Below are 19,466 nucleotides of genomic sequence, written 5' to 3' on the forward strand. Positions count from 1 at the left end.
CCCCCACCCGCTCCGCTATCGCAGCCTCCACTGCTCGCGCTTCCAAACCCCGCTGTTCCCCGCCCGTGGCCTCCGCCTGCTCCGCTGCTCGCACCATGCCGTCGCCTCCTACGTCCGGTCGCCCGGTCTTCCGGTATCCCTGGCAAGGCTACCCCTCGGGCCTGCGATACTTTTCTGCGATACTCTAAAGCCAAGGGGGCAAGCTCAACATGTGGGGGAAATGTGAATTCGTTGGCGTGGGGGCGTCACAAAGAAAAGACAACAACAACGCTGCTCATCGAGGCGAAAGAGCTTCCGAGCGGTGCGCGGCGAGGGCTGGCGCGCGGGCGGCGTCACTACAAGATTGCGCCGGGGATCTACGCCGAGCGGGTGCACTGGGATGCGCTGCCGCGAGACGAAAAGGTGCGCCTCCATGCGATCGCACACGGCCTGAGCTGCACAAACGGTGTGCTGTGCGGTCGCTCCGCGGCGCTGCTGCACGGGTTGCCGATCGCGGGGCGGGCGGACCCGAACGCGGAGATCGGGTACTACCCGCCGACGGGAACTCGCAAGGTTTCCGACAATCGAATCATCCGACCACTGCACGCTGGCTCGTGGCGGAGAACGGAAGAAATACTGATCACCACCGCCAACGGTCCGCGCGAAATTCGCCTAACCGGCATCCACGACTCAATAATCGACCTAGCCCGGTGGCATAGCGTGGCGGATGCAGTCGTGGTAGCAGAGTCGATTGTTCAGACGAAGTACGGCAGCGATGCAGCAGAAGTATTTATTGCAGAAGTTCGTGAATACCTTCAATCAGCGCTGAACCTACGAGGTTTCAGCGAGGTCACGAAAGCTCTTCGACTGATCAACGGCGCATCCGAGAGCCCACGAGAATCCGAGCTGAAAGTGAAACTGTGGGAAGCCGGACTGCCTGCACCCCTGCAGCAAGTGGAGCTGCACTACGAGGGTTACTTCGCAGGTCGCGTGGACTTTTTCTATCCCTGCGGGTTGGTGATCGAGTATGACGGTCAGGGGAAATACCAGCCCGGCATGGCCAAGGCTGGCGCCAGCTTCACGCTGGGCACGGGCAGCGTGATCAACGAAGAGGTTTTCGCCGCGCGGCAGATCCTCAGCGAGCGCGAACGCGAGCGGAAACTGCAGAACCTGGGCCTGCGCATTTACCGAGTGGATCGCGATAACTTCCGCGATGGGAGTGCTGTGGCGGACATCTGCAGGATTCATAAGCAAATGACGCAGCAAGGCCTCGAGTTCCCCGCCACCAACTACCGGGGAGGTGTTCCGGCGTGGGAATAGCAGCTCCTGGCAGGAGGTAATTGCTTTCCTAAGGGGGAAGAATAGCGTCGGCGCAGGAGTAAATTCGCCGGTAAGGCATACATCGAGTCGGCATGGAAGACGCCAAATCCGGCAGGGCGATTCTAAGCCCATTTAAGCGATTTTCTTCGCGCCGAGAGGGTTCAGGATGCGCCGATCAGCCTGACGCGCTAGCACCGTATTGCAAGATTTCCGACACCAAGGCAGCCAAATGTCCCAAATCTTCCACTCTGTTTTTATAACTTTCTATTTGCGCAGGTCAAAAAGGGTATAAATTTTTACTTCAGACTTGCTATCTGCCAAAAGTGGAAGATTTGGGACATTTGCGTTTTAGACCACCCTGGCGCACGGCAGCTTTGAGGCCAGTGGGGCTGATGTGGCATCAGCTGAGGAAGGGAAGCGTTTGGCTAGCGGGCCTGAATAGAGGGTGGGGCCAGTGGGGCTCATGTGACAGTGTGGGAACCTGGGCATGGGAATGGGGAGGAATGGGTGTGGGGAGTCAGCTGAGCGGGAGGGAGACTCGGCAATGCGAGGGAGGGAATCGGCGCCGTGGGAGAAGGAATCGGCGGTGTGGGAGGGGAAACCGGCCGCGTGAAAGGGGCGCCGGCGGAAGCGGAGGATAAAATAGGGCGCCATGGCCGACAATCAGGGAAACACCAGCGCGGGCGCCGCAGACCTATCCTTCGAGGTAACCTCCCGCCTGGACGAAACAGCAGGCAAGCAGGGGGCCGGGCAGGCGAGTAGGAAGGCAAGCGGGCAAGCGAACGGAAGCGCGGGCGGGCTGGGGCGTACGGGCGTCATAAAGACTCCGCATGGGAACATCCACACCCCAGCGTTCATCCCGGTGGCGACGAAAGCAACGGTCAAGACCCTCACGCCCGAGCAGGTGCGGTCGACGGGCGCGCAGGCGATGCTTTCCAACGCGTACCACCTGTACCTTCAGCCGGGCCCGGACATCGTGGACGAGGGCGGCGGACTCGCAGCCTTCGAGAACTGGCACGGGCCGACGTACACGGACTCCGGCGGCTTCCAGGTCATGAGCCTCGGCGTGGGCTACAAGAAAGTCCTGGCCATGGACACGAAAAGCCGCAGCGAGGCGGACATCATCCAGCAGCAGAAGAAGCGCATGGCCGTGGTCGACGAGGACGGCGTGGATTTCCGCAGTGTTATCGACGGCAGCAAGCACCGCTTCACGCCGGAGGTGTCGATGCAGATCCAACACCAGCTGGGCGCGGACATTATGTTTGCGTTCGACGAGCTCACCACGCTGGCGAATACCCGCCCCTACCAGGAGCAATCCGTCGCGCGCACGCATCGCTGGGCTCGCCGTTGCCTGGCGGAGCACCAGCGGCTCACGGACTTGCGCACGCACCGCCCGCTGCAGTCTCTGTGGGGCGTGGTACAGGGCGCGCAGTACGAGGATCTGCGCAGGCAGGCCGCCCGCGGGCTGGTGCAGCTATCCGAGGAGGCGGAGGCGCAGGGCAACCGCGGTTTCGGCGGCTTCGGCATCGGCGGCGCGCTGGAGAAGGAGAACCTCGGCACGATCGTCCGCTGGGTTGCCGAGGAGCTGCCGGAGGATAAGCCCCGCCACCTACTCGGCATTTCGGAGCCGGATGACCTGTTCACGGCGATCGAGGCCGGCGCGGATACGTTCGATTGCGTCGCGCCGACTCGCCTGGGCCGCCGCGGTGGCGTGTACACGCTGGAAGGTCGGTTGAATCTTATGGGTGCGCGGTTTAAGAAAGATTTTTCTCCTATTGACGCCGCAGTAGGCGGTTATGTCTCGGAGAATTATTCGCGCGCTTATATTCACCACTTGTTGAAGGCGAAGGAGTATCTGGCCGGGACGTTGTGTACCCTGCACAATCTGCATTTCATGGTGGGGTTGGTGGACCGGATTCGCGAGTCCATGGAGCAGGGGCGTTTCTATGAGTTCCGGGAGGAGTTCATGGGGCGCTACTACGGCCCGACCTGGCGGGAGCGGCTGGGTTAGCGCGCTTCCGCCGGCTCCAGCGCGCGCCCGTCGTCGTCGAAGCGCTGGATCTCGCCGGAGCGGAAGTCGCGCTCCAGCTGCGAGCCTTCAACATCGAAGGTCGGTAGTATGCGGTCCAGCCACTTGGGCATGTACCAGGTGGCCTTGCCGAGCAGAACCATCATGGCGGGGATGAAGGTCATGCGCACGAGGAAGGCGTCGAACAGCACGGCGGCGCCCAGCGCGAAGCCGAAGATCTGCACGAACGGCAGCGGCTGGAAGATGAAGCTGGCGAACACGCCGATCATGATCAGCGCTGCCACGGTCACGACCTTCGCACCCATGCCAAAGCCGAACACCACGGAGTCTTCGACGGGCGTGTACGTGGATGTCTTCGCGGCCTCGAAGGATTCGTGCTTGAAGCGTTCTCGCATGCGCGACACGATGAACATTTGGTAATCCATCGCGAGCCCGAAGGTCACGCCGATGAGGAAGATCGGCATGAAGCTGATCAGCGGCCCCGGCGAGCTCCAGAGCCCGGCCCAGCCTTCCTGCCAGACCAGCACGGTCAGTCCGAAGGCACCGCCGACGGAGAGCAGGAATCCGAGTGCCGCCATGATCGGCACAGTGATGCTACGGAAGATCATCAGCAGCAGCACGAGCGCCAACCCGACGACCAGCAGGAGGTATATCGGCATAGCGTTCGACAGTTGGTCGGTGACGTCCTGCTGGATGGGGATCAGCCCAGTGATGCCCATGTCCACGCCGGTTTCCTGTTCGATCACGTTCTGCTGCCCGCGCAGCGCGTGGATGAGCGTGGCGGTGCTCTCCTCGGTCGGGCCGCCGACGGGCGTGATCAGCAGCTGCGCGGCGAGCCCATCCTCGCTCTGGCCGATGAGCTGCGCGTGCTTCACATGAATGTTGCTGCCGAGGTTCTCCATCGCGTAGATAAATGACGCCTGCGCCGCGGCCTTGGTCTTGTCGCCAGCGCCCTGGCCCGCCTCTGCGCCTTCTGCGCCCTGGCCGGGCGCCGCACCCGGCGCGTCCGGGGCATCTCCGCCCTCAGCTTCAGCTGCCCGGGAGTCTCCCGCGCCCCGCGCGTCCGCCTGACCCTGGATATAGGTGGCGAGCGCCGGCGAATCCGGGCTTGCGTTCTCGCCGTTGACGACCACCAGGAACGGAGCATTGCGGCCTGGGCCGAAGCCCGCCTCGAGCATCTCGGCGGACTTCCGCTGTGTGGAGTCCACGTTTGACGTCTTGTCATTCGGCAGCGAAAGCTGCAGGTTCAGCGCCGGGAGAGTCAGCGCGGCCAGCACCAGCATCACCACCGCAATGGAAATTCCCGGGAAGCTGTACACCAGCCTGATCCAGCGGCTCGCCAGGCCTTGCTTGTGCTGGCCGTCGCCCGCGCGCTGATGCTCCCCGCGCGCTACCGCGCGCGCAGCGCTCGCGCCGGCCGCAGCTTCAGCGCCGACACTTTCATCCTCGCCAGCGTCAACCACGCCAGCCCCGTCGCCAGCCTCAGCGCCAGCCCCGCCAGCCACGTCATCCCTGCCAACGCGAACCGCACGCCCGCGCCCCGCCGGACCACCCGTGAAATACCCGTGCGCCGCATCCTCCCCCACGAGGGCGGAGGCGTACTGAGCGCCAAACGTGGCGTCCTTACGAAAGACCCGCGAGCCACACGCCCCCAGCAGCGCGGGCAAAAACGTCAGTGCCACAGCCACCGCGACCATCACACTGACCGCCGCGAAGTAACCCATGTACGACAGGAACGGAATGTCCGCCAGGCGCAGGCCGACCAGCGCGATCGTCACCGTCAGGCCCGCGAACACCACCGCCGAACCCGCAGTTCCCGCGGCCAGGCCAATCGCATCCGGGCGCGACCGCCCCTGCCGCAGCTCGTCGCGGTAGCGCGACATAATGAACAGCGCGTAGTCGATGCCGACGGCCAGGCCGATCATCAGGCCCAGCGTCGGCGTGATGGAGTTCAGCGGCAGCACCGCCGTCGCACCCACCGTCACCAGCGCGCCAATGCCCACGCCCACGATCGCGGTAGCCAGCGGCAACCCAGCCGCCAGCAGCGAACCGAACGTGAAGAACAGGATGATCAGCGCGACCACCACGCCCGCGATCTCCGAGATCGGCTCGACGGCGATGGGGTCGCCGAAGCCGGGGCCGCCGACCTCCACGTCCATGCCGGCGTCGCGCGAGATCTGGATCGCGTCGTACACCGCCTGCCGATCCTCGTCGGTCACGTCGGCGGGCAGCGGCACGTCGTAGCTGAAGCTCATGGTGCCGTAGCGTCCGTCGGCGGAGTACATCCGCAGGTTCTCCGCGTCGGATTTCGCGGTGGCTTCGGGCATGCCCTGCTTCGTCATCTGGTCGACGAGCATTTTGCCCAGCTTGTCGTTGAGCTCTACGGGGTTGCCGAACTGCATGCCCTCTTTGAAGTCGGGCACGTTATTTCTTAATGACGCCACCGTCTCATCCATTGCCGCCATCAACTCTGGGTCTTCGAGTTTCTTCCCCTCGGGGGCTCCGAAGACGATGTTGACGTCGGTGGATTCGGCGGGGTTTTTGGTGCCCGGGAATTTCTCTTGGAGCATTTCCGTGGCGTGCGTGGAGGGCACATCTTTGATTTCAAAGATATCGTTGAAACCCTTTTGGAATCCCAGCGCTGCTGCCGCGATGCCGACGAACAGTAGCAACCAGGCGGCGATCACCCGCTTCTTGTGCAGGTAGGACCATCGTCCGAGGTTAAACAGGATTTTCGCCACTGGTTGACCTTCCGCCGGCTTTTGAGTGTGTGTAGGACCTTGCGTTTGCGTTCGTGCTGTCTTGCGTTTTGCTCTGTCTTGAGGTTTGCGTTCGTGCTGTGTTGCGTTTGTGACAATGTTTGGGCAGCACACCTGCTGGGCGGACGTCACCCACGGGATGCTTCCCACAACGCAGACAGTTCTCGAAATATACATCCTACAGTAGCCAAAAGCCCAGGTGGGTTGTGACAGTTGTGACGTGTGTTGCCAAAGCTTCCGGGTGGACCTTGGCTCCCCGGGCTGGATCTTGCCCCCGGGCAGGCCTTACCTTCCCGGGCGCGCCCTGACTTCCCAGCGCGCTTTTCGGGCAGACTCCAGGTCAACCACAAGCCAACTGCAGGCGGCAGCGCACCCAGTCCAAGGGCAAATGTCCCAAATCTTCCACTTTCGGCGAGTAGCAGGTTTGCGGCAGATTTTCGCAGCCCTCTGACCTGCAGAAACGGAAAGTTATAAAAACAGAGTGGAAGATTTGGGACACCTCCCCATGCCCACAACCGCCTACCACGCCTTCCAAGTACCCTTTCGGCGCATTCCCCGAATGCGGGGCGCAGTTTTGCACCCTTACTGAGGTATCCCCCAGCCGCCTTTAGGCCGTCTACAACGCTTACAACGCTTCACCCTCTTTCACACCCCTCCGGCAGAGCGTTCTAACTTCGCCAAAACCAGCCCATCTCCGGCCGCAGACACCTTGCCCCGAGGCTCAATGTCCCAAATCGTCGAGTTATTGAAAGTAGTACATCTGCAGCTAAATTTTGCGACCCTCTGACCTGCGCAAATCGAATAGTTATATTCTAATACGTGGAATCTGGGACATCCCCGCCCCAGCGCCCCTCATTCCCAGCCCTACACACCCGTCCGCACATCTCGCTCACGCAACTCCCAGCCCCACGCACCCAGCCGCCCACCCCGCGCACCAGAACCCAAGCCCCCGCGCACGCAAAAACCGCGCGCCATCCCAATGTTCAACCGGAAAACAGCACGCGGTAAAAAATTTTGGCGGTGGCGGAGGGATTTGAACCCTCGGTTGCTACTAACAACACTCGCTTTCGAGGCGAGCACCTTCGGCCGCTCGGACACGCCACCATAGTCAGCGATTGCAGACTCGTACTAGCGTAACACCCCCGCATTTTCGCAACAAAACCCTGCCTTACACACGCGAAAGCCCGCCGCGAACCTCCACCAGTTCGCAGCGGGCTCCCCGCCTTAGCGGTTTCAGCCTTACTTGTCGCCGAAGACCTTGTCCATGCCCTTGTTCAGGCCGTCCTTAGCCTTGTCAGCCTTGTCGCCGTCCAGCTTGCTGTCGATGGCCTTGTCGGCACCGTCCTGAATCTTGTCGCGGTGCTCGCCTGCCAGATCCTTTGCCTTGTTCAGATCCATTGATCTCTCCTTGTGTCTTCTAGTCGCTAACTTTGTTCTAACTTGTGCGCCCTAGCCGCAGCATTCGTACGACCAGGACGCTCAATTTCCAACGTAGGTTCGTTCTGGATTCCTCGCCACCGCCGAGCCGCCTCCCCAGCCCTCAGACGCCCATTCCACTCGCAAAAGCACTGTTCAGCACCGCTCATTAATTTTCTATAACACTTAATGACGCCCCCTCATCCTCCGCATCCTCACTCCTCTTTGGGGCCTCGCAGCTGATCCGCCGAGAGTGTCCAGAAGGGCGACTGGCCGGAAGATTTGAAGAAGGCCTCGCGCCTGCTCCGCCGGCGATGCTCGGAGGGCTCCAGTCGCGGAGCATTCCAGCGTTCGAGCACCACCGGCCGGCGAAGGCGTGAGTGCGCGGGCGGGCAAGCGCGGGCTCGCGCGCGCCTAGCGCAGGCGGGCGAAGAACTGCCGCGGCAGTTCTTCGCACTCCCCGGCCAGCACGCCTCCGCGGACCTCCGCCCAGTGCAGTGGGGACTCCCGCGGCACGTCCCAGACGCTGCCGCACGCCCCGGTGCGGGGCTCGTAGGCCCCGAAGATGATGCTGCCAATTCGCGCCCCGACCAGCGCCCCCGCACACATGGCGCAGGGTTCCAGAGTGACCACCAGCGTGCAGTTTTCCAGACGCCAGGCGTCTCCGAGCTCCTGCACGGCTTCCCGGATGGCGAGGATCTCCGCGTGTGCGGTGGGATCATTGTCGGCCTCGCGCCGGTTAACGCCCCGCCCGAGTTCCCGGCCATCCGGGCCGAGAATCACAGCTCCGACGGGAACGTCCCCGGCGGGAGTCTCCGCGGCAATCTCCAAGGCGCGGCGCATCAGCGCTTCCGCGCGCGCATCCCCGGCGACCTGCGGCAACCCGTCGCCCACGCACACCTCAGCCCCGCCGCGCATCTCAGCCCCGCCGCCCACGCGAGCCTCAACCTCGCCGGACGCCTCAGCCCCGTCGCCCACGCGAGCCTCAGCCGGCCCGGGCACGGCGCCGCCCACGCGGCGCCGCCCGCCGGCGGCACCACACGCACCCGGCGCGTCCTCCACCCCCACCGGCTAGAACTCCAGCTCCACGCCCACCAGGTCCGCCAGCTCGTCGGCGAATCCCAGCTCGTCCGCCACGCGCAGAACCTGCTCCGCCCCGTACAGGTCATCGTCATAGAAGATGATGGACATTATCTGCTCGCTCGCACCCAAGTCCTCCAGCAGGTCGAAGTCGCCCTCGGGCCACGGGTCGTCCGAAGCGTCGGCCTCCTCTTCCGAAGGCTCGTCAATATCCAGAGTGTCCAGCACCTCGCTGGCAATGTCGTAGTCCAACGCGGCGGTGGCGTCACTAAGTAAGATCCGCACGCCGCTCGGCACCGGGCGGAGCACAACGGACCAGTCGTCCTCGATGCACAGCAACCCCACGACCGGGCCTTCCGCGCGCGAGGCTCGCAACTCCGCGATGAGGTCGGGCAGGCTTTCCGTCGCGCGGGTGGGGAGTTCGCGCAGATGCCAGTGGCCGTCGGTGCGGATGGCGGAGACTGCGAAGGTCAGGTCGCCGCCGTCGCTGCTGCCGTTATCGAAGCTGTCGGTGCTCATGCCTTCCAACGCTAGTCGGCTTTGTGGAACACTGGGTAGCGTGAGCCACGAAATTTCTTCCGACTACCGCCTGAGCACCCTCCCCGAGGACCGCCGTCCGCTGTGCATCCTGGGTCTGGGGCTGATCGGCGGCTCGCTGATGCGCGATGCGCAGGCCGCCGGCTGGCCCGTATTCGGCTGGAATCGGTCGGAGAAAACCGTCACCCGCGCGCGCCGCGACGGCTACGACGTCTCGGCTGACCTGGAGGCAACGCTCCGCCGCGCCGAGGAGGCCGATGCGCTCTTGATCCTTGGCGTGCCGATGCCCGCGCTGTCTTTTCTTCTTGACGCCATATCTCAGCACGCCCCGACCTGCGGCTTTACGGACGTGACCAGCGTGAAGCAGGAGGTACACGACCTCGTGGAGGCGAAGGGCATGTCCGATCGCTTCGTGGGCGGGCATCCGATGGCTGGCACCGCGAACTCGGGCTGGCAGGCGACGATGCACGGGCTGTTCCGGGGTGCCGTCTGGGTCGTGACTTATGACAACGCGCGGGAGCTTGCGGGGGCTGGCGCAAGCACGGGCGGCGCGGCAGGCGCGTCCGCAGGTGCAAGTTCCAGCGCGGCAGAGGCTCCCGGCGCCGATGCCGACGCGATCAGCAAGCGCTGGCTGGATACGTGGGTGCGCGTGGTCGGGCTGGCCGAGGAGGTCGGCGCGTCGGTCATCCCCGCCATCGCACGGCGGCATGACAGTGCCGTGGGGCGTGTCAGCCACCTGCCGCACATCCTCGCCGAGGCGCTGGCAGTCGCCGGCGATAGTGGAGGTCCGCTGGCGCTGAGCCTGGCGGCGTCAAGTTTCCGCGACGGCACGCGCGTGGCTGGCACGGATCCGGACCTGGTGCGCGCGATGGTGGAGAACAACCGCCCCGCCGTGCTGGAGGCCTTGGACCAGGCCATCGAGCTGCTGCAGACTGCGCGGGAGGATATCGCCCACCCGGATCGTTCCCTAAAAACACTTGCCGAGGACGGCCACGCCGCGCGCGGGCGCTTCGAGGCGCGGGCAGGCCGCAACAAGGGCGATGCCTCCAACCGGCCGATTATCCGCGTGCGGCCGGGGGCGCCGGGCTGGCTGGATCAGCTTCGCTCGGCGGAGTCCATGGGCGCGCAGATCGGCATATTCTAGCGCCGGGGTGCCGCGCGGCCAAACCGCGGGCACAGCGGCGCCCGCGCTAGCAGTCGTCCTTTGTCTTCGCCGGCGGGGCGCCTTCCAGCACGTCGGGCAGGCCCTTCGCCAGGGCATCCACGCCCTCCCACGCAGTCGGTTCAAACCCATCGTTGGGGATCGCCATAATCGCCACGGGGGTCATTTCCCCGTCCGACCCGGGCACCAGGCCCAGCTGCCGGTAGATGAAACGCCCGTCCGGCTCCGGCCCCCAGCCGCCCTTGAACTGCGCGCCCTTGATTTTCGCCAGGCCGTAGCTGTGCTCCGGGATGATGTGCCCCATGCGCTCCAGCACCTTCTCAGAGCCATTCATGCACCGGAACCCGTTCATGAATTTCACCTGGTCCGTCAACTTCCACTTAATCGCGCCGAACCCGAAGTAAACCCCGTCTTCAAACTGCTTCGCCGCGTTCGTCGGGTCGCCTACGCGGTGCATGTAATCGCGCACTTTGTAGGAGGCGGTACGGTCCGAGCCGTCGCCGACATACATCCAGAGCCGAAAAGCGGCGTCATTATCCGAATGGTGGATCGCCGCGTCCATGTCGGCTTCCATCGCAGCGCGCGGGGCGGGCTGGCCGTGGGCTTCCGCGTGGCGCAGTTTCTCCTCGACCGCGCCGGCGATCGGCACCTTGATCGTCGACCAGGCACCTTCCTCGTTGAGCTTGCCTGCGTGCAGAGGGCCTTCCTGCCCGAGGATTGCCACTCCGACCTGCACGTTGTTCTTCTCGGCGATGTCCGCCGCCAGCTTGTCCAGCTTCGCCTGCTGTTCCTCGTCGGTCGGCGGGGTGGCGTCTGCGCCGTCGGTGCTGTCGTTGCCGTCGCTGCCGTTACTGTCGGGCGCGGCGGCGGTGTTGGCGGCGGGTGCGCTCTCTTCGCCCTTCTTAGTGACGCCCCCATCTCCGCCGTTTAGCCCCATCACCAAACCGACCGTGATGGCGAGGACAGCTGCTCCCACTGCGAGGCCTGCGACGAGTCCGCCGCGTGTGCCGCGGCCGCCGGCACCTCCGCTCCGCGGCTGCCCTTCGGGCTCGCCGGGCCCGGCGGCAACGCCCTGCTGCCCGGCGGCCTGTGCCTCGCCTTCGGGGCGCTCATTGCTCGCCATCTTCCCTCCTTGACCAGCTGTTTCTTCGAACTCTTCCGTCTCGGCGGCGCATTCTCCGCTGCCTATCACTTCCGCCACGCGGCGTCTCCGCCGCCCAGCACTTCCGCGCAGCGTGGCGACTGTGCGACAAATCACCGCCGAGAGCGATCGCGTTCAGTCTAGCCAGGAATACCCAGGCTCGCGCCCCATACACTCCCGTTGTCGAGACTCTTAACCCCCTCCGGCAATACTCTTAACCTCCAGCGATGGCGCGCTTGCTTCTCCAGTGGCAAGACTCCCCATAGACCTCTCCAGCTTCGCCCCAAAGCCGCCCACCCCCCTCCCATTTGAGCCCGCTTGGGCCTCCTTCAGTCCCGGCAGGAGCACTTGCGAAAGCCCAGATGTCCCAAATCTTCCACTTTCGACGAAAAGCAGGTTTGCAGCAAAATTTCGCACGCCCCTGACCTGCACAAACAGATAGTTATAAAAACAGAGTGGAAGATTTGGGACATCCCCCTTCGCGCCAGGCCACCGCAAGACCCGATTTTGGGCAATTTCCGAATGGGAAGCGCAATTTCGCGTCCTCACTCAGGTATCCCCTGCCCTCGTTTCGGCCGCCTATGACGCTTACAGCGCTTCGACCTAAATCCAACCCCACCGCATCTGCCTGCAGACCTGCCACCGACGCGCCCACGGACTTGCTACAGGCGCACTGCAGCCACAGCCTCCGGAGAAGCGATGTCCCAAATCTTCGAGTTATTGAAAGTAGCGGGTTTGCAGCCAAATTTCGCAAGCCGCTGACCTGCGCAAACATAATAGTTATATTCTAAGACGTGGAATTTGGGACATCCCGCCCACAGAGCCAGGCTCAGCGCGGTGCCAGACGCCGGTTAAGCCCGCCGCGCCCCGAGCATCTTCCGCCCACAGAGTCAGGCTCGGCACGGCGTCAGGCGCCGTTCAGGCTCGGCGCGAACGCTTCCTGCCCGCCGGCTAGGCCAGTCCGCCGGCTAGGCCGGCTCCGACGCTCCCAGCCGTCCCCGCCGACCGAGTCGGCCCAGCGCAAACGCCAGCACCAACCCGGCCGCAGCCACCACAAGGTATCGCCCGACGTAGTCTCCGCTGGTCTGGGGCGTTTTCGGTGGGGCAGGAGTGGTGTCCGCTGTCAACACGCTGGAAGTATCGCGCCCGCTGGTGACGTCCTCGATCCAGGCTGCGGCGTCCGAAAGCGTAGTGATGGCCCCCGTCGGCGAGGGCAGGTCCGGGTCTCCGTTGGCCGTGCCCGCAGTCGCGAGGCCTGCGAGTTTGCCGCCGACGAAGAACGGCGCGCCCGAGTCGCCACCCTGCATCGCAGCGCGCGAGAGGGACTCTGCCTCGAGGATTCCGCCGACGATTTTTGGCATGACGCCACCCGTCTCACCTGTGGAAACCTCCCCGCCCCCCATGGCGATCTCGGCGGGAACGGACTCCACGCCTTCGGGGCTGGCAGCTTCCACGGAAGCGGAAGACTTCGGCGCGCCGGAGTTTCCGGAAACCTCCGGGGCCGGCGCGGCCGGCGCTGGTGAACCACCAGCGCCCGGCCCGGCGAGAACTTCCCGCACTCGCATCCGCGCCACCGGCAGATCGCCCTTGCGCGCCATCAGCGAGCTGCTGCTCCAGCCGTAGAGATTCCCCTCGTCGCCCACGCCCGGCATGCTATCGGCCAGCTCCGCCGGCTCGACTCCCTCGACGGGCTTGGTGAGGTGCAAGAGCCCGGCGTCCATAACAGGCGACAGCGACCACGAATCCGCGTCGTAGACAGCACCCGCGATGCGCGCCTGCGTGCCCTCGTTGGAGACGGATTCCAGGCAGTGCCGCGCCGTCAGCACCCACTGCGGGGCCACGAGAGTGCCCGTGCAGTCGCCGAAGTTGCCGACGCGCCCGATGCGCAGTGATGCGACCGTCCGCGACTCCGCATTGTCCGGTGCGTGCTCGCCGTATTCCAGCGCGCTGGCGGGAGTCACGCACGCGCCGGACAGGGCTGCCGTGGCCGCGATGGCTGCCATTCGTGATGCTAGTTTCCTCATGCTGCTCCTCTTACTGCTCCTCATGCTCGCTCTCCCGTTCGTTCCCCCGCGATCAGCCGGACCACCTGCGCGACGCATCGCTCCGCTGGCCCTTGCCCTGCAAACAACTTCCGCGCCGCCCCGGCAGCCAGCTTCTTCCACGCCCACGCGAACACCAGGAACGCCGCGATAAACGCCGCCGCCCACAGGTCCGAGTGCAGCGACACGTGCGTCTGCCACCACAGGGCCGAAAGCACGTGCAGGATGTACACCGTCAGCGCCATCGAACCCAGTGCGACCAGCGGATTCGTGGCCCGCACGCGGCGTCCGACGATCAGGCTCAGGTGCAGCACGATGGCGGCGACGGCGATGGAGAGCACGATCTCGCCCAGCACGCCCGTGTGCCCGGTCGCGCGCGCCCAGCCGGGCAGGTCGATTTGAAATCGCAGGTAGAAGCCTACTGCTGCGGCGAGGCAGGCGATTGCGGTTGTTATCTTTGTGACGCCACCAGCCCCCGTGCCGTCCTTTCCCACGTACACGTCGAAGAGGATCATCCCGGCCAGGATGTACGCGACCCACGCGAGGTGTGGGTACGGAAGCGGGAGTTCCAGAGGGGCGTAGCGCCACGTGGCGGCGGCTGTGGCGATCAGCAGGAGCGCGACTTTCGCGGCCGTCGGCAGTGAAGGCACCCAGGCGGTGGCGAGCATCGTCGCGCCGAGGACGACCAGCACGACCTGGATCGCCCCTCCGGCGGGCAGAAGCGCCAGGCCGATGAGGGTGATGAGCGCCCCGCGGGCTACAAGCTTCGCGATGGTCTGCGTGGTGTGGGCCTTGTGCGCTCTCGCACGCTCTGGAGCTGCGTGGTCCGTGCCAGCATGCGTCGGCGTCTGGATCTGCGCCTGTGCTGCATTGTGTGCTTGCGCGGTCACACGTGCGGTTGTACGCGCGGTTGCATTGGTCCAGATGAGCATCATGGTCACGCCTGCGATCACCGCGAACAGTGCAGCCGGGAGCCCCGACAGGATCACCTTCGTTTGCCATAGCGGGTGACCAAGGTGCAGGTAGGTCATCCCGAGGATTGCGAGTCCGCGGGCGATGTCGAGCCCGAGGATGCGCGGGCGCTTTACATTTGCCGTTCCGTCGGCTGCCGTTTCAGCGCTGTTTGCGGTGGTGAGGGCTTGGTCTCCGCGGGTTGTCGCGGAGCTCCTAGAGATAGGTGTTTTAACCACCCGGCTGTCTCCTTTTCAGTTCTCATTCTTAGTGTTCGAACTCAGTGCTCGAACTCCATGCTCAAACTCAGTGTTCAAACTCCATACTCAAGTCCAGAGCAGGCCCGCTACGCGGAACGATTGTCTTTTTTAATCTCTGATTCTTAAGATTTCCTGCCGCCCATTTGCAAGCCCCCTGTAAGTTTCTTCTAAGTTCCCCGCCCCGCCGAGCTGTTTTCCCACCCCGCCAGGTCCCTTCCCGCCGCTGGAGCACCCGCAAAAGGGGCAATGTCCAAAATCTTCCACTTTTAAAGAAAAGCAGATCTGCAGCAAAATATTGCAAGGCTCTGACCTGCAGAAATAGATAGTTATAGAAACAGAGTGGAAGATTTGGGACACCTCCGTCCCCGCCAGGCAGCAGAATGCCCAGTTCTCAAGCGCCTTCCGAATGAGGGGCGCAATTCTGCACCCTTAGTCAGGTATCCCCCCGCTCCCGTTTCGGCCGTCTATGGCGCTTACAGAGCTTCGACCTTTCGAACCCCCGAACGCAAAAGTCTGCGAAAGCGAAATCCCCCGTGGTCGGCGGGTAACCGCTGGCCACGGGGAATCTGTGCGCCCGGAGGGATTCGAACCCCCAACCTTCTGATCCGTAGTCAGATGCTCTATCCGTTGAGCTACGGGCGCATCACCGCTGCCCCAAAGGGCATCGATTAGGTCTGCAAGGTTTCCCTTGCAACGCAGATTAACTTTACACACCGGGGGAGCAAAACAACAAATCCCCACTTCACCAGCGGAAATGAAACCACGGCCGCCACGGGAAATAGGTAGCACCCAGGACCGTCACGGGAATGAAGTAGTTCGCGTGACCGCCATGGGGACGAGGCAGTGCACCATGGACGGAACGGAGGAGGTCTACAGACCCGGCGCGCGACGCGCGCCAGAGGCCTCAGCGGCCGAAGTGTGCGCTGTGCGGAGGCGCTCGCTAACGCGACCGCCACTGTCGGCCCCACATCGCCTGCGGCGCCCATGCTCCCGCGTGCGTGTGCACGCGGTACGCACACATGCCAACCGCCCAGCATTCGAGCACAAAGAAACCCCCGCAGCCGGCGTAAACCGCCAGCCACAGGGGAAAACGGTGCGCCCGGAGGGATTCGAACCCCCAACCTTCTGATCCGTAGTCAGATGCTCTATCCGTTGAGCTACGGGCGCTTGGAAACTTCGACAAAGTGCTTCACGCCGGCACGATCCCAGCGGACCACCACAGGCGCACCACACGCCCCACAACACTGTCCGCAGCTGTTAGCCCCGGAACCTCACCACAAGTAACCGGGCAGCTTTGTGGGCAGCTCTGGCGCTGACGCACTCTGTCGAAGTTGCGGAGGCGACAGGATTTGAACCTGCGGTCCCCTAAGGGACAACTCCTTAGCAGGGAGCCCCATTCGGCCGCTCTGGCACGCCTCCGAACGTCGTATCGCAGCACTGTTTCCAGATGCCACAATCTCGACCGAACTTAGACTACACAACCTGCCTACCTTCCCCAAAATCCCGCCCACTTCCTGAAACCTCCCCGCAGCCCTGTCTCCGGCGCCCACTACACTGTGCAGTATGATTCGCCCCGATCTTTCTTCCCTGCCCGCATACGTCCCCGGCTCCACCCAGCCGGGCGCGCTGAAGTTGGCTTCCAACGAGTCTTCGCTGTCGCCGTTGCCTTCTGTTAGTGCTGTTATTAATGACGCCACCTCAAACCTCAACCGCTACCCCGACATGGCTTCGGGCGCGTTGCGTGGGAAGCTCGCGCAGTGGTTGGGCGTGGACCTCGACGATGTCGCCGTGGGTAATGGCAGTTCCGCCCTGTGCCAGCAGTTGGTGCAGGCCACCTGCAAGGACGGCGATGAGGTTGTGTACGCCTGGCGGTCGTTCGAGGCATATCCAATCCTGTGCAAGATCGCCGGTGCGGCTGGGGTGGGTGTTCCACTGAAGAGTGGGCGTCATGACCTAAAGGCAATGAGCGACGCGATCGGCGAGCGTACGCGCTTGGTTTTTGTGTGCAACCCAAATAATCCGACGGGCACGACGGTGAGCCGCGACGAGTTCCGTGAGTTTATGGGGCGCGTGCCTGCGGATGTGACGGTTGTGCTGGATGAGGCGTATGTGGAGTACAACCGGGATGCGGAGTCTCCGGTGGCGCTGGAGGAGCTGCAGCGCTACCCAAACCTGGCGGTCTGCCGGACGTTCTCGAAGGCATATGGGCTGGCAGGGCTGCGGCTGGGATACCTGATCGGGCCGGCGGAGCTGGTGGAGGCCGTGAATAAGGTGGGGATTCCTTTCGGTGTGAATGCCCTGGCGCAGGCGGCGGGGATCGCGAGCGTGCAGGCGCAGGGCGAGCTGGCCGCGCGTGTGGACGCGACGGTGACGGAGCGCGAGCGGGTGGAGGCGTATTTGGCGGGGGTTGCTCCGACTGGCGCCGACGGGGGCGAGGCCGAGGGCATCGGCGCCAACGAAGCCGCGGCAGGCGAGCCACTGACGTACCCGTCGCAGGCGAATTTTGTGTGGCTGAACGTGGGCGAGCGCGCGGAGGCGCTGGACGAGGCTCTGAAGCGCGAGGGTGTCATCGCGCGGTGTTTCGCGGGCGAGGGCGTGCGCGTGACGGTGACAACGGCGGAGGAGACGGATGTGCTGCTCCGCGCGCTGGATCGGGCCTTGCCGGCCGCTGGGCTGGTTAACTCCACGCAGGCCGACTAGAGCCGTGCATCCGGAGGATCCGACGCACATCCCCGCCGTGGTGGAGCGCCTGCGCGCGGCGTGGGAGGCTCAGCCTTCGGTGCCGTTTGCGCAGTTGTGGGCTCAGTTAGAATCGTTGGGCGTAGGCTTCAACGCCACCGACGCGGAGCTGGTGGAGGCGTGCGATGAGCTGTTGCGTCGTCACCCTTATTCTTTCGCCCCAGTGCTGTCAGGGGCGCTTTCTGACGTACCTAGTGACGCCCCTTCGGCCTCCCCTGCCCCTCGCACTGTGGTGGTGGAGACGGCCGCCTCGGGGCCGTTGGTAACGCTTTCCGTGGAGCCGGAGGAGCCGCTGGGGTGGGCAGTTGTGCGTGGCCGGCGTGCGGGGGTTCAGCCGGTGGTGTGGCGTTTTCAGGCGGTGCGGGCGTGCCGAGCGGGGGCTCCTTTGGTGGTGGAGGATGCGGAGGGGTTTGTGCATCGTCTGGGCGTGGTGGAGCGCCTGACGGCTGCGGGGTTTGCGGTGGCGCCGGGTCAGAATGCGGCTGCGCTGGAGGGATTGCGCCGCGCGGAGTTGGGGGATCGGGAGTTTGTGGTGCGTTTTGAGGATGATTCGTGGGCGTTGGTGGGGCACGCTTTGTGGTGGTTTCAGGTGGGGCGCCGGGCGGTGGATGCGCGGCGGTTGAAGTGGGTGGAGTGTGTGTCTGGAATGCCAGGAGCCCCGCTCCTGGTGCGTACACCGGGAGCGGGGCTCGAGGAGTTGCCGCTGGTCGCGGAGGTTTTCCGCGCCAGCTAGGGAAGTAGCTAGCCCTGGTGGGCTAGCTGTGGCTCCGGGAAGCGGCTCATTCCTAGAGTCCGCCTCTGGACCATTGTAGGAGGAACCCGGTAGTGACCCCCACCACCCTCGCCTCAGAGAGCCTCAACAAACCCTAGGGCGGGTGGGGATCACTACCGGGAACAGTACTGACTAACTTGAGCCGATGATAAAACGCTCAAGGCCTGTGCCAGCAATCAGGTCATACAGGCGAATCAGCAATCCTCCGATTCCATCGAGAACAGCAGATCCAGTAGTAGAGATCTCGGGGATCTCAATCAGCAATGGAAGAATAAGCATTTCAACTCCTTTCTACATGTTATGTACTTGGTGATGATCCCTTAGGAAAGCTTGCGGCGGCGCAGAATCATCAATGCGATACCGGCAAGACTCATAGCCAGCGCAACAATCAGAACTCCACCAACGTTGGCACCGGTCATCGCGAGGAGTCCGCCTCGGCTATCCTCATTACCTTGCGAGGAATCAGTCGATCCCTTGGAAGGTTCCTCTTCGCGAGTGCTGCTACCTGGGGTTTCCGTACCTGGGGTGGAGCCACCCGGGGTGCTACCCCCCGGGGCTGGGGGAACAACACTGGATCCCGGGGGAGTGCCAGATCCGCCAAACGGAGGCAGTGGGATGGGCAACGGGATAATAATGAGCCCCTTACCACCGGTTTTGTTCTCTAGATCAACCTGTACAGGCTCGCCAGCCTTACCCTTCAGCGTCAAGATAGCCTTGTTTGGATCATTCTCATCCTGAACAACGTCGTTCGGGCCATCTACAGTCCAGTTGATACCGGTCCACTTCAGATTCTCGGAGTCTTCCGACGCAGATACCTTCTCAGTGCGCTCTACCAGGGTAATTTCCTTGTTGAGCGGCAAACCTTCCAGGTTTACGGAACCGTCCTTCTTAACCTCAACAACGCGCTGCTGCTGATTGCCCTCGTCATCCATCCAGGTAGCTTCAACCTGGAAAACATGATCGTCGTCAACCTTGAATGCCGCAGGCCCAGTTACCTTCTTGGTGAGCGTTACGTCGGTCGACGGAACCATCCTGTTCTGGATCTTCCCTTCAGCGACCTGCTCCGAAGTTACGACTGCTTCTTGACCGTCGGGGTACTTAACATTCCAGGTAGTTCCTTCTACCTTAGGGAGAGAATCGGTAGACTCTTCGTACTTTACCTTTGTTCCCGCAGGCAAGTTGTCAAACTTCTTCGTTTCACCCGCCTTCAGCTTGATCTGCGCCGGGTACTCTTCGCCCTCTAGCTTCGCACCCTCTTCGTCGGTCCACGTGAGATCAA

At 63.6% G+C, this 19,466-nt stretch carries 14 protein-coding genes and 4 tRNA genes; 5 read left to right on the plus strand and 13 right to left on the minus strand.

The genetic code is table 11. The features are described 5' to 3' along the window. The first annotated feature begins 222 nt into the window (after nucleotides 1-222). A complete protein-coding gene (locus MHX66_RS09895; RefSeq protein ID WP_239202711.1) occupies nucleotides 223-1,299 on the plus strand; it encodes a hypothetical protein in 1,077 nt (358 codons plus the stop codon). A gap of 652 nt (nucleotides 1,300-1,951) precedes the next feature. Beyond that, nucleotides 1,952-3,310 (plus strand): tRNA guanosine(34) transglycosylase Tgt, encoded by a 1,359-nt coding sequence (gene tgt, locus MHX66_RS09900; RefSeq protein WP_239202712.1) that lies wholly within the window; start codon nucleotides 1,952-1,954, stop codon nucleotides 3,308-3,310. On the opposite strand, the gene MHX66_RS09905 is transcribed toward tgt, so the two are convergent. The 5 genes from MHX66_RS09905 to MHX66_RS09925 all read right to left on the minus strand — a co-directional run bounded on the left by MHX66_RS09905 (nucleotide 3,307) and on the right by MHX66_RS09925 (nucleotide 9,102). Continuing rightward, entirely contained in the window at nucleotides 3,307-6,069 is a 2,763-nt protein-coding gene (locus tag MHX66_RS09905) for an MMPL family transporter (RefSeq protein ID WP_239202714.1), read from the minus strand. The two genes, tgt and MHX66_RS09905, sit on opposite strands and share 4 nt — an antisense overlap. A gap of 1,033 nt (nucleotides 6,070-7,102) precedes the next feature. Continuing rightward, nucleotides 7,103-7,191, minus strand: a tRNA-Ser gene (locus MHX66_RS09910). Nucleotides 7,192-7,326: 135 nt separating this feature from the next. Beyond that, nucleotides 7,327-7,485 carry a hypothetical protein gene (locus MHX66_RS09915; RefSeq protein WP_239202716.1) on the minus strand — a complete coding sequence of 53 codons (159 nt, stop codon included), beginning with the start codon at nucleotides 7,483-7,485 and terminating at the stop codon, nucleotides 7,327-7,329. A 432-nt stretch (nucleotides 7,486-7,917) separates the two neighbouring features. Beyond that, nucleotides 7,918-8,346, minus strand: coding sequence for a nucleoside deaminase (locus tag MHX66_RS09920; RefSeq protein ID WP_239202738.1), 429 nt, complete (start codon nucleotides 8,344-8,346; stop codon nucleotides 7,918-7,920). A gap of 228 nt (nucleotides 8,347-8,574) precedes the next feature. Further along, nucleotides 8,575-9,102 (minus strand): tRNA adenosine deaminase-associated protein, encoded by a 528-nt coding sequence (locus MHX66_RS09925; RefSeq protein WP_239202718.1) that lies wholly within the window; start codon nucleotides 9,100-9,102, stop codon nucleotides 8,575-8,577. Between the two features lie 40 nt (nucleotides 9,103-9,142). Between MHX66_RS09925 and MHX66_RS09930 the strand changes: the two genes are divergently transcribed. Then, nucleotides 9,143-10,264, plus strand: a complete 1,122-nt coding sequence (locus MHX66_RS09930) for a prephenate dehydrogenase (RefSeq protein ID WP_239202720.1) — start codon at nucleotides 9,143-9,145, stop codon at nucleotides 10,262-10,264. Nucleotides 10,265-10,310: 46 nt separating this feature from the next. On the opposite strand, the gene MHX66_RS09935 is transcribed toward MHX66_RS09930, so the two are convergent. From MHX66_RS09935 to MHX66_RS09960, 6 genes are all read right to left on the minus strand, one after another. Further along, nucleotides 10,311-11,405, minus strand: a complete 1,095-nt coding sequence (locus MHX66_RS09935) for a hypothetical protein (RefSeq protein WP_239202722.1) — start codon at nucleotides 11,403-11,405, stop codon at nucleotides 10,311-10,313. A 986-nt stretch (nucleotides 11,406-12,391) separates the two neighbouring features. Beyond that, nucleotides 12,392-13,447, minus strand: a complete 1,056-nt coding sequence (locus MHX66_RS09940) for a trypsin-like serine protease (RefSeq protein ID WP_239202724.1) — start codon at nucleotides 13,445-13,447, stop codon at nucleotides 12,392-12,394. A 20-nt stretch (nucleotides 13,448-13,467) separates the two neighbouring features. Then, a complete protein-coding gene (locus MHX66_RS09945) occupies nucleotides 13,468-14,496 on the minus strand; it encodes a hypothetical protein (protein WP_255717386.1) in 1,029 nt (342 codons plus the stop codon). Between the two features lie 749 nt (nucleotides 14,497-15,245). Then, nucleotides 15,246-15,318: transfer RNA gene (locus tag MHX66_RS09950), tRNA-Arg, on the minus strand. A gap of 452 nt (nucleotides 15,319-15,770) precedes the next feature. Beyond that, a tRNA-Arg gene (locus tag MHX66_RS09955) sits at nucleotides 15,771-15,843 on the minus strand. A 167-nt stretch (nucleotides 15,844-16,010) separates the two neighbouring features. Next, nucleotides 16,011-16,095 (minus strand) — tRNA-Ser (locus MHX66_RS09960). Nucleotides 16,096-16,239: 144 nt separating this feature from the next. On the opposite strand from MHX66_RS09960, the gene MHX66_RS09965 reads away from it, so the two are divergent. Further along, a complete protein-coding gene (locus tag MHX66_RS09965; protein WP_239202732.1) occupies nucleotides 16,240-17,376 on the plus strand; it encodes a pyridoxal phosphate-dependent aminotransferase in 1,137 nt (378 codons plus the stop codon). A 4-nt stretch (nucleotides 17,377-17,380) separates the two neighbouring features. After that, nucleotides 17,381-18,148: a hypothetical protein gene (locus tag MHX66_RS09970; RefSeq protein ID WP_239202734.1), complete on the plus strand. Its 768-nt coding sequence runs from the start codon at nucleotides 17,381-17,383 to the stop codon at nucleotides 18,146-18,148. 171 nt (nucleotides 18,149-18,319) lie between these two features. On the opposite strand, the gene MHX66_RS09975 is transcribed toward MHX66_RS09970, so the two are convergent. Beyond that, nucleotides 18,320-18,466 carry a hypothetical protein gene (locus tag MHX66_RS09975; RefSeq protein WP_192816908.1) on the minus strand — a complete coding sequence of 49 codons (147 nt, stop codon included), beginning with the start codon at nucleotides 18,464-18,466 and terminating at the stop codon, nucleotides 18,320-18,322. A gap of 41 nt (nucleotides 18,467-18,507) precedes the next feature. Then, a partial coding sequence (locus MHX66_RS09980; RefSeq protein ID WP_239202736.1) for a DUF5979 domain-containing protein occupies nucleotides 18,508-19,466 on the minus strand: 959 nt, incomplete at its 5' end.

It is taken from the genome of Corynebacterium sp. ACRPH (assembly GCF_022347285.1).
Taxonomy (GTDB): Bacteria; Actinomycetota; Actinomycetes; order Mycobacteriales; family Mycobacteriaceae; genus Corynebacterium.

Bases quoted from the DNA above. Each gene is read 5' to 3' on its own strand.
- tgt (WP_239202712.1), top strand. From the start codon at position 1,952: ATGGCCGACAATCAGGGAAACACCAGCGCGGGCGCCGCAGACCTATCC.
- MHX66_RS09915 (WP_239202716.1), bottom strand. From the start codon at position 7,485: ATGGATCTGAACAAGGCAAAGGATCTGGCAGGCGAGCACCGCGACAAG.
- MHX66_RS09920 (WP_239202738.1), bottom strand. From the start codon at position 8,346: ATGCGCCGCGCCTTGGAGATTGCCGCGGAGACTCCCGCCGGGGACGTT.
- MHX66_RS09925 (WP_239202718.1), bottom strand. From the start codon at position 9,102: ATGAGCACCGACAGCTTCGATAACGGCAGCAGCGACGGCGGCGACCTG.
- MHX66_RS09935 (WP_239202722.1), bottom strand. From the start codon at position 11,405: ATGGCGAGCAATGAGCGCCCCGAAGGCGAGGCACAGGCCGCCGGGCAG.
- MHX66_RS09940 (WP_239202724.1), bottom strand. From the start codon at position 13,447: ATGAGGAAACTAGCATCACGAATGGCAGCCATCGCGGCCACGGCAGCC.
- MHX66_RS09945 (WP_255717386.1), bottom strand. From the start codon at position 14,496: ATGACCTACCTGCACCTTGGTCACCCGCTATGGCAAACGAAGGTGATC.
- MHX66_RS09965 (WP_239202732.1), top strand. From the start codon at position 16,240: ATGATTCGCCCCGATCTTTCTTCCCTGCCCGCATACGTCCCCGGCTCC.
- MHX66_RS09975 (WP_192816908.1), bottom strand. From the start codon at position 18,466: ATGCTTATTCTTCCATTGCTGATTGAGATCCCCGAGATCTCTACTACT.